Raw genomic sequence first — 13,413 nt, 5'->3', positions numbered from 1 at the left:
GGCTTCAGTCCAGAATGTTTTCAATGGCGCCAACGACGCGTTCGACATCGTCGGTAGTCATGTCGGGGAACAGCGGGATCGAGCACAGTCGTGCCGAGTTCCATTCGGTGTTGGGCAAATGAATGCCCGGGAATCGCTGGCGGTAGTAAGTGTGCAGGTGGGTGGCCACAAAGTGAATACCCGTACCGATATTCTGTTCTTGCAGGGCCTTCATGAACGCCTCGCGATCCATCCCGCAACGCTCGGCGTCGATGCGCAGGATAAACAGGTGCCAGGCGTGTTGTTGCGGGTAGCTCGGCACACTCAGCGGTTGTACCGGCAGGCCTTCGAGGCGTTGCAGATAGGTCTGCGCCAATGCGGTGCGCTTGGCGTTGATCTCGTCGAGGCGCTGCACCTGCACCAGTGCAATGGCTGCGTTGATGTCGGCCAGGTTGTACTTGAAGCCCGGCTCGATGACCATGGCCTGAGGTTTACGGCCGTGGGTCAGGCGATCATAGGCGTCTACGCCGAGGCCATGAAACTTGAGCATGCGCACTCGATCGGCCAGCGCCTGATTGTCGCTGACGAACATTGCGCCTTCGGCGCAGGTCATGTTCTTGATCGCGTGGAACGAGAAGATCGCGGTGCCCTGAGCGCCAATGGCGCGGCCACGGTAACGGGTACCGGCAGCATGGGCGGCGTCTTCGATGACGGCGATACCGTGTTTGTCTGCCAGCGCGTAGAGCGGGTCGAGATCGAACGCGGCGCCGGCGTAGTGCACCGGGATAATGGCTTTGGTGCGCGGGGTAATGGCGGCTTCGATGGCCTGGACATCGGTCATCAGGGTGTCGCGGTCGACGTCGACGAATACCGGGGTAGCACCCAACAGGCAGATCATGTTGGCGGTCGAGACCCAGGTCTGCGACGGTGTGATCACTTCATCGCCAGGGCCGATACCCAGCGCCAGTAGCGTGATGTGCATGCCGCCGGTGGCCGAGGACAGGGCTACGGCGTGCTGACAACCCGTGTACTGTGCGAATTGCTCCTCCAGCTCCTGGTTCTTCGGCCCGGTGGTGATCCAGCCGGAGCGCAACACCTGCTCGACAGCGGCGATTTCCTCATCACCGATGCTTGGGCGAGAGAAGGGGAGAAAAGCCTGATTCATGTGGACCTCGGGTTTGGATATGTCAACAGCCCTGGAAGGCGGCAAATCAGCGGTCACAACCTGCGAATCAGCTCGAAGCGGTGCTTCGAAGCGACGTCCGTGACAGCGTAGACGAAAAAATGAAAAGTATATCAATCAGTTAACCAATCTTTTAGGGAAAGTGCACTAATTGACTTTTATTTTGTCGTTCTGCAGTTTGAGCGACCCAAAGGCATCGCTCCGGATGCGCAGAGGGTAATCTCGAAAATGTGAAAGGGACATGAAAAACCGGTGTCGGGAATGTTTAACTGTAACCTTTACAGCGAATGTTCAGGGTTTTTCAATGCTTACAGTCCTTTCTGGCAGTTATTGCCATTTTTCAGGCGCCGCAAAGAAAACCACCACTTGGCTCGCACATCACTAAAAAGTGATAGCAAAGGACCCAACCAAGACTACTTCAACCCGAGCTTGCGTCAAGCTCCAGGCTATGGCGTCGTAACCGCCTGGCGGCGAACAGGTTCGGTCAATACGTGCGCGTTACCCAGGGTCGAAATGTGTACCAGGCTGCCAGCGGCTGGTGCATGCACCCCGGAACTGCGAACCAGTAGCGAGCGGCTCGCTGACTGTCCATCCGTAGCCGGTGAGGGGACCTTCAGTTCCACCGTCAAGGTGCAGGTATTGCCGCCAAAGTCGCGATCGGTCACCACCCCGATGCAACCATCCACCTGTTCCAGGTCCGCGGGCTGACTGGAAATCTGCAACTGCTCGGGTCGCAACATGATCTGCGTTGCGCCGTTTGCCGAGGTACTGCTGACATGAACCCGGCCCAGGTCGCAGATCGCGTAGCCATTTTCGATCCGCGCCGGCATGACCACGGCATCCCCGAGGAACAGCGCGGTTTCTTCATCTTGAGGATGCAGGTACAGATCCATCGGGTGCCCGGTTTGCACCAGTCGGCCCTGACGCATCACGGCCAGTTGATCGGCAAATGACAACGCCTCGGACTGATCATGGGTCACCAGGATGGTGGTCACGCCGGTGTCTGAGAGAAGTTTGGCAACCATCTTGCGCATGGACGCCCGCAGGCCGGTGTCCAGTGCCGAGAAGGGTTCATCCAGCAGCATCAGCCGAGGCCGTTGCGCCAAGGCGCGGGCCAGGGCGACCCGTTGCTGCTGACCGCCGGAAAGCTCGTGCGGCCAGCGCTGGCTCATGCGTGCATCCAGCGCCACCATGTCCATCAACTCGGCGACGCGCTCTTGTTTCAAGGCGGCATCACCCGACAGTCCAAAGGCAATGTTGCCGGCCACCGTCATGTGTGGGAACAGTGCACCGTCCTGCGGCACATAACCAATCATGCGCTGATGCGCGGGGACTTCGGTCGAGCCGTCGACCAGCGTCTGGCCGTTGAGCAAGATGCTGCCCGAATCGGGAAACTCGAACCCGGCAATCATCCGCAGCAAGGTGGTCTTGCCTGAGCCGGAAGGGCCGACGATGGCCGTGCGGCTGCCCGCAGGCACTGACAGGCTGACGTTGTCCAGGGCAGGCAGGGCGCCGAAGGTTTTGTAGATGGAGTTCAGTTCGAGAGCGTTCATCGGCCTGCCGTGCGTTTGGATTGATGATAGAGAAGCGCGGTCAACGGAAGCGACAGCAAAATCATGATCAGCGCGTAAGGTGCCGCTGCTGCATAGTCGATTTCGCTGGTCATGGCCCAAAAACCGGTGGCCAGGGTGCGGGTGCCACTTGGCGAGAGCAGCAGGGTCGCGGTCAGTTCATTGGTGATTGCCAGAAACACTAGCGCTGCGCCGGCGGCTGCCCCCGGTGCGGCCAGGCGCATGGTAATCAGCCAGAGCGCCTGGCTCGGTGAACGGCCCAGGCTGCGGGCGATATTTTCCAGCTCTACCGGTGCCTGGGCAATACCGGCGCGCAAACTGACCAGCGCGCGTGGCAAGAACATCAGCAGGTACGCCAGCAGCACCGTGATGGTGGTCTGGTAAATCGGCCGGGCAAAGCTGATGGTGACGGTCACCAGTGCCAGCGCCACGACGATTCCCGGCAATGAACTGGTGATGTAGTTGCAGCTTTCCAGGATGCGATGCAGACGCCCTGGCGAGCGTATCGACAACCAGGCCACCGGAACTGCCGCGCAGGTGGTGATGACCGCGCCGACGCTGGCCAGAACGAGGGTCTGCTTCAATGCCGGGAGAATTTCCGCCATCCGCCAGACGTCTGCGCCACCGGCAATCAACCATTGGGCCAAGGTAATCAGCGGCACGCCGAGGGCCAGCACGCTGGTGATGATTGGCAGCAACAATGCTGCGGCTTTGGTGTTGCGTGTCAGCCGCTGGGTGCGTTGCAGGCGCGCACTGCCGGAACCGACACGGGCGTAACGGGCGTGGCCACGTGATGCAGATTCAGCGGTCAGCATCAGCAGGCAGCACAGCGCCAGCACCCCGGCCAGCATGTTCGCCGCCGGGCCGTTGAAGCTCGACTGGAACTGGTCGAAGATCGCTGTGGTGAAGGTGTCGAAGCGAATCATCGCGTACAAGCCGTATTCGGCCAGCAAGTGCAGGCCGACCAGCAAGGCACCGCCACAGATGGCCAGGCGCAGTTGCGGCAGCACGACCCGGAAAAACACCGCCCAGGGCTTCAGGCCCAGCGATTCGGAGACATCTTCGATGGCCGGATCAAGACGTCGCAGGGTGGCGGCGACTGGCAGATAGAGGAACGGGAAGTAGGCGATGACCGAAACCAGTACCCCGGCAAACAACCCGTGAATCGGTGGTACAAGGCTGACCCAGGCATAGCTGTGGACAAAGGCCGGCACCGCAATCGGCGCCGTTGCCAGCACCGACCAGAGGCGGCGGCCCGGCAAGTCGGTGCGTTCGGTCAACCAGGCGAGTGCCACGCCAAGCGCGATACATAAAGGAATCGTGATCACCACCAGTAGAACGGTGTTGATCAAAAGTTCAGCCACTCGGGGCCTGAAGACCAGCTCGGCGATAGTCGCCCAGCCGGTCTTGATGGAAATGCCGATGACAAACGCCAACGGCAGCAGCGCCAGCAACGACACCAGAATGGATATGGCCACCACCCACGAACCGCTACGCCTCCCGGAGGCGCGGCGAGGGTGTTGACGAGGGGAGGCCAGAGTCGTCAGTTGGGCGACTTTACTAGCTTCTGGCAGCGCGACTGGCTTGGACATCGGATTACAACAACCCCGCCTGAGTCATCAGCTCGACAACTTTTTTGCTGTTGAGCCTGGAGGCATCGACCACAGGCGCGTCAAGTTGCGCCAGCGGCACCAGTTTCGGGTTCGACTCGGCTTTCTGGCCTACGGCGTATTCAAACGAGTTGCCGTTTTTCAGAATGGCCTGGCCTTCTTTACCGGTGATCCACTTCAGGAACGCCTGAGCTTCTTCCTGGTGTTTGCTGGACGCCAGGACAGCACCACCGGAGAGACTGACAAACGCGCCCGGATCTTTGTGCTTGAAGTAGTGCAGCGAGGTGTTCTTGCTGTTTTCGCCGGTTTTGCTCTGATCGACGAAGCTGTAGTAATGGTAGATCACGCCACCTTCGATCTGACCGGCATTAACGGCTTTGAGCACAGCGCTGTTGCCACGGTAGGCGGTGGCGTTGGCTTTCATGCCCTTCAGCCATTCCAGGGTGGCGGCTTCACCCTTGAGTTCCAGTACGGCGGCGACAATGGCCTGGAAATCGGCGCCGGCAGGCGAACCGGCCCAACGACCTTTCCAGCTTGGGGAGGCCAGGTCCATCAGCGACTTCGGCAGATCGGCTTCGGCCAGTTTGCTTTTGTTGTAGACAAACACGGTCGAACGAGCAGCGATGCCCACCCATTTGCCATGGGCCGGGCGATAGGCCGAGCCGATTTGTTCCAGGGTCGACGGCGCAACAGGGGTAAACAGCCCGGCGTTATCCACCAGCACCATGGCCGGGGAGTTCTCGGTCAGGAACACGTCTGCCGGGGAGGCCGCACCTTCTTGCACGAGCTGATTGCCCATCTCGCTGTCATCGCCGTTGCGCAGCGTGACCTTGATCCCTGTTTCATGGGTAAAACCTTCGACCCAGGCCTTGGTCAGGGTCTCATGCTGCGCGTTATAGACCACGATGCCGTCGCTGCTTGGCGCAGCAAAGACATGGCCAGCACCCATAAGAGCGGTGGCGAGCAGCGCGGTTTTCAGAAACGAAGGGCGACGGTGATTCATCTTGTTAGCAGCTCCTGCAGTTTATTAAGAATCAGGTGGGCAAGCCTGTCGTTCGATTCCCGCAATCCCTGCAGCTCGCCCAGAACAATGCGAATCATTCGCATGGGTTTTGGTGGCGGCAATGTAGTGCGGGATATGTGAAAAAAACGTCAAACAAGTCGTTAATCAATGTCGTTTGTATTTAGATTGAGGCGCTAAGGAGGGAGTTTGAAGGACAGAGTGGTTTGAATTCAAACACTATCGTCGACGGGCTCACTGATTTCACGTGAGCCGTGTCGGGAGGGAGCGAGAGGCCCGATGGGCCTCTCGCTCATTTTTCATTGGGCGGGGGCGTTGGGGATGAAGGCGACGCTGGCGTCCGAGCGCGGATGCAGCAGCCGTTCACCGTTGTCTGGCTGTGTGACGACGGCCTGATGGTCGACGCTCAGGTAGTTCAGCGGCAGCTGATCGCCACGTTTGTAGTGCGCGACAATGATGGTGCGCTGCGGGTCCCACTGCTGGCCGCTGGTTTTTTCCAGCCATGCCATGAACTGTGCGGTGGTGCCTTCACGAGGGAAGTCCTTGTTTTCGGGCACATAGTAGAAAGGCGCCCCGTCGTTTTGCAGGTACATCGGGACTTTGTTGTCGACATCGACCATCACCATCCGCCATTGATTCCATGGCGCGATCAGGCTGGCCTGAGCCTTGACGTCTTTGCCGAATTGCACGACGCCGCCACCGGTGTTGCTCCAGGGCACGATAATCCCGAGGATCAGCAAAAGCAGGGCCGTCGTGACGCCAAAGCCGATCTTCAGGCCGCGTCCTTCGGCTTTGCCGGCAGCGCGCCGTTCTTCCATGTGTCGGGTGACCCACCAGGCCGCCAACAGTTGGGCAAATGGCACCAGCGGCAACACGTAATAACTGCGTCGACTACCGCTGGCGGTGAAGAACAGGAACAGCAGGCCCAGACCCCAGATCAACCAACGGGCATTGGGTTCGAGTGTGCGCCAGTTACGGGCCGCGACCCACAGCCCAAGCACCCAGTACGGTGCCCATGGCAGGGTATAAACCGGCAAGTAGATCAGGTAGGTGTAAATGGGGCCGATGTGGTCGAACGGCTGGAAAAACCGCACCACGTTTTCCCGGAAGACCAGTCCCAGACCGCTCTGGGCGGAGGTGGGTGCGCCGTAGATATTCGACAACACGAACGGCACTGCATAGACCAGGCCGGCAACCAGCAGGGCGACGCACAGGCGCAGGTTGAGGTGACGTTTCCAGCGGCCTTCCTGCAGCAGATGCGGCAACAGCACCAGGCCGGGCAGGATAAAGCCGATCAGGCCTTTGAACAGCGAGGTCACGGACAGCAGCAGGAAGAACACGCAGTAGCGCCCGAGTCGCGTGTCGTCCGGGCCGCGCCAATACCACCAGATTGCTGCCAGCACACCGCAGACGGTCAGAATGTCAGCCGTCGCGACTCGGGCCCAAAAGACGAAATAGAAGGTGGTTGCCAGCATCCATCCGGCGATCAGCCCGGTGCCTTTGCGAAACAGCTGTTCGCCGATCAGGTAGACCAGCCAGACACTCAGCCAGGCGGCAATCACCGAAGACAGGCGCAAGGACCAGTGCCCCAGGCCTCCTGTAAACCAGGTGGTGGCGGTAATCAACCAGTAGGAGGGCAGTGGTTTGTCGTAATAGGAGCCGCCCATGAGGTACGGGTCGAAGTAGTTACCGCTTTGCAGCATCTGCAGCGTGATATTCGCCCAACGGGTTTCCGGGCCCCAAAGTTCCCGTGTGCCCAGTCCCAATAACAGGAGTAGCGCTGAAACCCCAAGCAGGATCAGCAGCGCGCGTGTTTCCGTTTCCCGCGACTTCATGTGGTATTTCCCTTCGGTCTCGACCGCCAGCTACAGGGTTGTGCCGTGCCTTTGAGCGCCGCGACCTGTGCGCCGGGGGGCAGAAAATGCAGATCATCTACTTGCCGGGTGACGATCTGTAGATCGTCACCCGGTAAACCGGCGCATCAGGAATCGTCAGGGCAGTTTCGGGAAAATCAGGATCTCCAGTTCGCCCCGTTTGTAGTGCTTGCCATCGATCGGCAGCAGCAAGACTTCCTGCTCTTCCAGGGCATTTTTCACCCGCATGACCACACCCACCGAACCCTTTTTACGGGCTTCGGTCATCCATTGCTGGACACTGTCCATATCAACTTTGCGGTGTGCGGCTTCAGGGAAATCAGTACCGTACTTCAACTCGCCCACCGTGTTGTACAGGTCAACTTGTGGGCGCTTCAGGCGCCAGGACAATGCCGAAGCCGCGCCCAGGTCGTTACTCAGCAGCGAAGTGGTCTCACTCAATTCCTGAACATGCTCGGCGATGAACTGGTCAGGCATTTTGCTGTTGACGATGACTGCAGGCATGGCGGCTGGCAGCAGGGCGACCAGTAGCCAGATTCCCAGCGCCGGAGTGGCCCAATAGGCCAGCGGCCGGAGAGCTTGCAGGGCATTGGCGATGATCCAGCCGGCCAGCACGATGAAGCCCAGCGACAGGGTGAACATTTCGGTGTTTTCAAAGATCGGCCTGGTGATCTGCAGATAGATCAGGACAATCAGGGCAATCGTCGCGATCGCGACGTTGATCAGGCCGTTGATGCGAATCGCCCGGCCACGGGCCTCGCTCACCAGATCGATCAGTGTACTGGCCATCAGCAAGGCCAGCGGCAGCAGGCACGGCATGATGTACGTCGGTAGCTTGCCTTTGCTCAGGCTGAAAAATACCAGCGGCAGGAGCATCCACAGTAACAGGAAGCCGGTGGTGTTCTGAGTCTTGTTTTTCCAGGCCTGAACCAGTGTCGATGGCAACAGGGCCGCCCACGGCAGGCTCGAAACCACCATGATCGGCAGGAAGAACCACCACGGCCGGGTGTGCTGGGCATCTTCGGCGGCGAACCGGCGAATGTGCTCGTGCCAGAAGAAGAACCGCCAGAAATCCGGTTCGTGACTATTGATCGCCAGTACCCACGGCAAGCTGACGATGATGGCGACGACCAGCGCTACCAGGCCATAGCGCAGCAGTTCACCAAAGCGCTTTTGCCAGATCATGTAAGGCAGTGCGATCAACACCGGCAACAGCCAGGCAAGGAAGCCCTTGGTCAGGAAACCCATGCCACAAGCGAAGCCGAGCAAGGCCCAGGCCCCGAGTTTGCTGCGTGGGGTTTTGTTATCCAGGGCAAACCACAGGGCAACCAGGCTCAGGTTGACCCAGAAGGTGAACTGCGGATCGAGGTTGGAGTAGCCAGCTTGGCCGGCGATCAGGCCGAAGCTCATGTAGAGCAGGGCGGCAGCGAAACTTTTGCGCGGATCGTTCCACAGGCGACGGGCGATCAGATACGCCAACCACACGCTCAGGCCGGTGGCGACTGCCGAGGCAATACGCACGCCAAACAGGTTCTCGCCGAAGATCGCCTGACCGATGGCAATCATCCAGTAACCGGCAATGGGCTTCTCGAAGTAGCGAAAGCCCATGAAGTGCGGAGACACCCAGTCACCGCTCAGCAACATCTCCTGGCTGATCTGCGCGTAACGGGGTTCGTCAGGAATCCATAGCCCGTGGCCGACCATCGGCAACAGGTAGAACAGACCGAAGGCCAATAACAGGCAGGGTAGAGCCCAGCGCTTGATCATTTGACTCGTGCTCCCTGCGACTTCATTCGGYGGTTCGGATTGCTGCGTKAGCAATCAGTAAAGTGATACGTGACGAGTATTATTTTTCGCTTCATGGGACGGCCTTGATACCGGAAGACGTTGCTCGGTTTTTGGTGTTTTGGTTACGACGTTCGATGCTGCGCCGCTCTTCTTCAACAAAGACGCGTGCAGGGGCGCAGGCATCGCTGTGGCGAGCCGGTCGCATTACTCGGCAAAAGGATAAAGTCGACGCATGACATTTCTGGGCCTCCTGGCAGCGGACTGGACGGGTGTAGGTGGGTGAGCCGTTGTGAGCGGGCACCGCATGCTACAAGTGGAGCGTCGAGTCTTCCATTGAGGATTTCCCCCAAACAGGCATTCAAGCGTGAAATCCCCGGATTTTCAGTAACTCGCTGAAAAAAATAAAGTTATTCAATTTGTTTCGAATGTACGCGAGCGCTGGCGAACTGCCGTATTGGCTTTGTTTTTTGAGTTCGTTAACAGCGCTGGCGTGTCCTGGCGAACCGTATTATTTGCTGGCGAATCGCTTATCCAGCACGGTTGGCCAGTCCCCGGAATTCACAATGCCGAGCACTTTCAACTGCCCGTCAGCCGTCACCGAAACGAACAGGGAGCTGGTGTACTGACTGGTGGGAGCATGCTTGAAGCCGGTTTGTTTCTCGAAGTCGCTGATACAGCCGCTGTGCGTGACCAGGACCAGGTTGCGATGTGCCGTTTTGTGTGCGACCACATCGTCACGCATGGTCTTGCCACATTGGGCCAGCCATTCCTGATTCGACGCCTCTTTGCCAAACATGTACTGCGCGGTTTGCATCGTGCGGGTCGCCGGGCTGCTGAACACATCCGCATGGTCCATGCCCAGGGCGTTGAACCCCTTGCCGACGTCCGTCGATGCCGCGCTGCCTACCTGGGTAATGCCATCGGCCGGGCCCAGGCACGGGTTTTTCGACTGATCGCAGCGTTCGGCATGTCGAACCAGCACCACCACATCGCCTGCCTGCCAGTGTTGGAATACGCCAGCCGTTGCCATGTGATCACTTTCCGCCAGCATCGCTGGAGACCGGGGCCACAAGGTGAACCCCGTGACCAGAGCGGCCACTATCACCGCCGACGCCGCCAGCGTGACCTTCAGAAACCGTTTTTTGACCGCTCGTTTAGGCGAGTCCTTGGGTAATACAGTATTAACCACGCCTTTCACCTGTAAGTCGTATTGAGACGAAGAATGTCGATTCCGTTCAAGCAGTCAGGATAGACAGTTCACGGAAAACGCGAGCATTGAAGGTCGATTTGTGATGATCAATGTAGAGGCGGGCAAGTGGGGGATAAGTGAAACGAATGTGAAAATTTCGCTGGAACGCTTAACCCACCCTTAACGACAGCTAATTGTTTGATTTTAATTGCATTGCCATCGATCAGAGAGGCCTGCGCCAAGACCTCGTGCGAGGTCGTCGGGAAGGCGGCAAGAGCCGCTCAAGCCCGATTGTTTCAAGCTGTTTCGTGAGTCTGTTTTCCCAGTAGATCGATTCGGCAACCCGGGCCCGCGTCGTAGACCGCAAGCTTCATGTCGTGCAACCGCGCCACGGCCGAGACCATGCTCAAGCCCAACCCGTTGCCGGGTGTGTGACGGCTCAGTTCTGAACGATAGAGCCGGCGAAATACCGCCTCGCGCTCGTCTTCCGCAATTCCCGGACCGTTATCGACTACCCGAATACCGATGCCCGTTGCGTCGCTGATGACGCTGAGACTGACGCTGCTATGGTCGGGTGAGAACTTGATCGCGTTGTCCAGCAGGTTGCAGCAGGCATCGAACAGCAGTTGCGCATCGCCAGCGATCAGTGTTGGCTGCGCGCCGGCATGGAACGCCAGGCTGATGCCGCGCTCCTCAGCCAGTGGTTCATAGAGTTCGGTGGCATCGGCGCCGATCAGGTTCAGATCGACCGGCGCAAAGTGGCTGCGTCGTGCGCTGTCTTCAATTTCGGAAATGCGTAGCAAGGCACGGAACGTCATCAGCAGACCCTTGGCCTCGGTCAGGGCCGAATCAATGCTGGCGGCGTATTCGTCCTCGCGCAGACCCCGCCGTTGCGCGCGCTCAAGGCCCGCAATCAGCCGGGTCAGGGGCGTGCGCAGGTCGTGGGCGATGTCGTCGCAGACGCCCTTGACTTCGCTCATCAAGCGTTCCAGTTCATCGAGCATGCTGTTGACGACGTTGGCGAGGCGGTCGATGTCATCGTTGTTGCCCAGGGTGGGCAAGCGGCTGCTCAAGTCGCCCTCGATGATGCCTTTGATCGAGTCGCTCAACTTGTCGAGTCGGCGCCGCGCGGAGTAGCCGAGGCCGATCGCACCTAACAGGCCGACCACCAGCAGCAGGACCCCACCGGAAACCAGCGCATGGACCAAAAGTTCGTCGAACTCGCCGATATCATGCATATCCTGGGCGACCAGCAAGGTTTTGCCGTCTTCCAGTTTATGAACGATAAACCGCACCGGACGGGAGCGATCATTGGTTTTTTGCCAGTCGAACTCGGCGGGTCGATCATATTTCTTGAACGCTGGCAGTTGATGAATGGCGCCGACAATGTACTGGCCGTTTTCATCGAACAAACTGTGGGGCAGGCGGCCTTCCGTATCCGAAATGGCGTGTTTGCGGATTTCCTCTTCCCGCAGTTGCGGGGTTTGCTGGCTGCGATTCTCTACCTGACGATAGAGCGCAGTGTCGGCCTCGGTCTTCAGGTAAAACGCGGTCTGCCAATAGATGTAGCCAAACAGCGCCAGAAACGAGCAGCCAAACAACCCGAGGAACATCAGGCCCGTGCGAAAACTGATGGTGCGCGGAATCTCACTMAGGTGAACGGAGAACATAGCCAGCCCCCCGAATGGTATGGATCATCTGCGGCTCACCTTCGGCGTCGATCTTGCGACGCAGGCGGCCGATATGCACCTCGATGACATTGGTGCGCTCGTCGTAGCTGTAATTCCACACGGCTTCAAACAACATGGTGCGCGTGACCACCTGTTCAGCGTTGCGCATCAAGTGTTCCAGCAGCGCGTATTCACGCGGAACCAGGTCGATGGTTCGGTCGCCACGGCGCACACTGCGGCGTAACAGGTCGACGTGCAGGTTGCCGACGCGCAGCTGGTTGTCCGGTTCGCGGGTGGCGGGTTCGGCACGGCGACGACTCAAGGCGTCCAGCCGTGCGGTAAGCTCGATGAATTCGAAAGGCTTGGTCAGGTAGTCATCGCCTCCGGCGCGCAAACCTCGAACACGCTCATCCAGCGCGCTCAGGGCACTGAGGATCAACACCGGCGTGCTCACGCTCGCCGCTCGCAAGGCGGTCAATACGCCCAGCCCATCGATGCCGCCCGGCAGCATCCGGTCGAGCACGATCAGGTCGAAGGGCTCGCTGAGGGCTTTGAGCAAACCGTCGCGGCCATTGTCCACACGGGTGACGGTAAACCCGTGGTCCTGCAGGGCTGCTTCAATTTCGCGAGCGGTGGAGTTGTCGTCTTCGACGACCAGAACGTGGGTCATGGGAGTTGAACCGGCCACTTGAACGGGTTAGAGATGGCATAGTGTGTCAAATCCAGGCAGGCGCCAACGTCGCCGCCGGATAAATAAAAGTTTAGGTTGAGAGAGAAAGCTCCTTGCGCATTCTAGTCGTTGAAGACGATGCCCAGACCGCCACCTACCTGTTGCGTGGTTTGACGGAAAGCGGGCATGTGGTGGATGTCGCCGAAGACGGCAACGATGGCCTGGCCATGGCCCTGGAAGGGATTCATGACGCGTTGATTGTCGACCGGCGCCTGCCGGGGCTCGACGGTATCGCCCTGGTGCGGGCGATACGCAGTCGCGGCCTGCATATTCCGGTGTTGATGCTCAGTGCTCAGTCGACCACCGCGCAAAAGGTCGAAGGCTTGCAAGCCGGTTGCGACGATTACCTGGCAAAACCCTACGCGTTCGCCGAGGTGCTGGCGCGCCTCGACGCCTTGCTTCGCGGCGCCGATCAACCGAGCGCAACAGGACGCAAGCTGCAAGTCGGCGAACTCGAACTCGACTGCGCGACCCGTACGGCGGTGCGTCAAGGCCGTAGCATTGTCTTGCAACAGCGTGAGGCGCTGTTGCTGGAAAAACTCATGCGCCATAGCGGTCAAGTGGTCACCCGCGACATGTTGCTCGACAGCGCCTGGGATTACACCTTCGATCCCAACGACAATGTCATCGACAAACATATCCATCGCCTGCGGCGCAAACTCGATGAAGGTTTCGAGCACTCGCTGATCAAGACCATTCCGGGCGCGGGTTACAGCTTTCAGGGCAGTCGCGAGCCCGATTAAATAAAAGTTTACCTGCAGGCGAACGCTCTGCAAGGCGCTGCTGGCTATCTTCGGC

The 13,413-nt window shown here is 59.1% G+C and carries 10 protein-coding genes; 1 reads left to right on the top strand and 9 read right to left on the bottom strand.

From position 1 onward, the window contains the following. Window positions 1-4 precede the first annotated feature (4 nt). The 9 genes from arnB to AC1DHT_RS10445 form a co-directional block, all read right to left on the bottom strand. Entirely contained in the window at window positions 5-1,144 is a 1,140-nt protein-coding gene (gene arnB, locus AC1DHT_RS10485) for a UDP-4-amino-4-deoxy-L-arabinose aminotransferase (protein ID WP_477761350.1), read from the bottom strand. A gap of 464 nt (window positions 1,145-1,608) precedes the next feature. Continuing rightward, on the bottom strand, window positions 1,609-2,715 hold the full coding sequence (locus AC1DHT_RS10480; protein ID WP_427540108.1) for an ABC transporter ATP-binding protein: 1,107 nt from the start codon (window positions 2,713-2,715) through the stop codon (window positions 1,609-1,611). After that, window positions 2,712-4,325 (bottom strand): ABC transporter permease, encoded by a 1,614-nt coding sequence (locus AC1DHT_RS10475; protein WP_427527855.1) that lies wholly within the window; start codon window positions 4,323-4,325, stop codon window positions 2,712-2,714. The genes AC1DHT_RS10480 and AC1DHT_RS10475 overlap by 4 nt, the downstream gene beginning before the upstream one ends. Before the next feature lie 4 nt (window positions 4,326-4,329). Next, window positions 4,330-5,346 (bottom strand): iron ABC transporter substrate-binding protein, encoded by a 1,017-nt coding sequence (locus AC1DHT_RS10470; protein ID WP_427540111.1) that lies wholly within the window; start codon window positions 5,344-5,346, stop codon window positions 4,330-4,332. 317 nt (window positions 5,347-5,663) lie between these two features. Next, window positions 5,664-7,199 (bottom strand): ArnT family glycosyltransferase, encoded by a 1,536-nt coding sequence (locus tag AC1DHT_RS10465; RefSeq protein WP_427540114.1) that lies wholly within the window; start codon window positions 7,197-7,199, stop codon window positions 5,664-5,666. A 156-nt stretch (window positions 7,200-7,355) separates the two neighbouring features. Beyond that, on the bottom strand, window positions 7,356-9,005 hold the full coding sequence (gene arnT / locus AC1DHT_RS10460; RefSeq protein WP_427540118.1) for a lipid IV(A) 4-amino-4-deoxy-L-arabinosyltransferase: 1,650 nt from the start codon (window positions 9,003-9,005) through the stop codon (window positions 7,356-7,358). Between the two features lie 529 nt (window positions 9,006-9,534). Further along, complete coding sequence (gene pmrG / locus AC1DHT_RS10455) at window positions 9,535-10,215, bottom strand: lipopolysaccharide core heptose(II)-phosphate phosphatase PmrG (protein WP_427540121.1); 681 nt, start codon at window positions 10,213-10,215, stop codon at window positions 9,535-9,537. Between the two features lie 296 nt (window positions 10,216-10,511). After that, window positions 10,512-11,885 (bottom strand): sensor histidine kinase, encoded by a 1,374-nt coding sequence (locus AC1DHT_RS10450; protein ID WP_427540125.1) that lies wholly within the window; start codon window positions 11,883-11,885, stop codon window positions 10,512-10,514. Beyond that, the gene (locus tag AC1DHT_RS10445) at window positions 11,863-12,555 is read right to left on the bottom strand and encodes a response regulator transcription factor (protein ID WP_477761349.1); all 693 of its coding nucleotides are present in this window, start codon (window positions 12,553-12,555) and stop codon (window positions 11,863-11,865) included. Before AC1DHT_RS10445 ends, AC1DHT_RS10450 begins: the two co-directional genes overlap by 23 nt. Window positions 12,556-12,668: 113 nt before the next feature. Between AC1DHT_RS10445 and AC1DHT_RS10440 the strand changes: the two genes are divergently transcribed. Beyond that, entirely contained in the window at window positions 12,669-13,358 is a 690-nt protein-coding gene (locus tag AC1DHT_RS10440; protein ID WP_427540131.1) for a response regulator transcription factor, read from the top strand. The last annotated feature ends 55 nt before the right edge of the window (window positions 13,359-13,413 follow it).

It is taken from the genome of Pseudomonas sp. 05N432, assembly GCF_056396945.1.
This window is presented reverse-complemented; position numbering and strand designations above follow the sequence as displayed.

Bases quoted from the DNA above. Each gene is read 5' to 3' on its own strand.
- arnB (WP_477761350.1), bottom strand. From the start codon at position 1,144: ATGAATCAGGCTTTTCTCCCCTTCTCTCGCCCAAGCATCGGTGATGAG.
- AC1DHT_RS10480 (WP_427540108.1), bottom strand. From the start codon at position 2,715: ATGAACGCTCTCGAACTGAACTCCATCTACAAAACCTTCGGCGCCCTG.
- AC1DHT_RS10475 (WP_427527855.1), bottom strand. From the start codon at position 4,325: ATGTCCAAGCCAGTCGCGCTGCCAGAAGCTAGTAAAGTCGCCCAACTG.
- AC1DHT_RS10470 (WP_427540111.1), bottom strand. From the start codon at position 5,346: ATGAATCACCGTCGCCCTTCGTTTCTGAAAACCGCGCTGCTCGCCACC.
- AC1DHT_RS10465 (WP_427540114.1), bottom strand. From the start codon at position 7,199: ATGAAGTCGCGGGAAACGGAAACACGCGCGCTGCTGATCCTGCTTGGG.
- arnT (WP_427540118.1), bottom strand. From the start codon at position 9,005: ATGATCAAGCGCTGGGCTCTACCCTGCCTGTTATTGGCCTTCGGTCTG.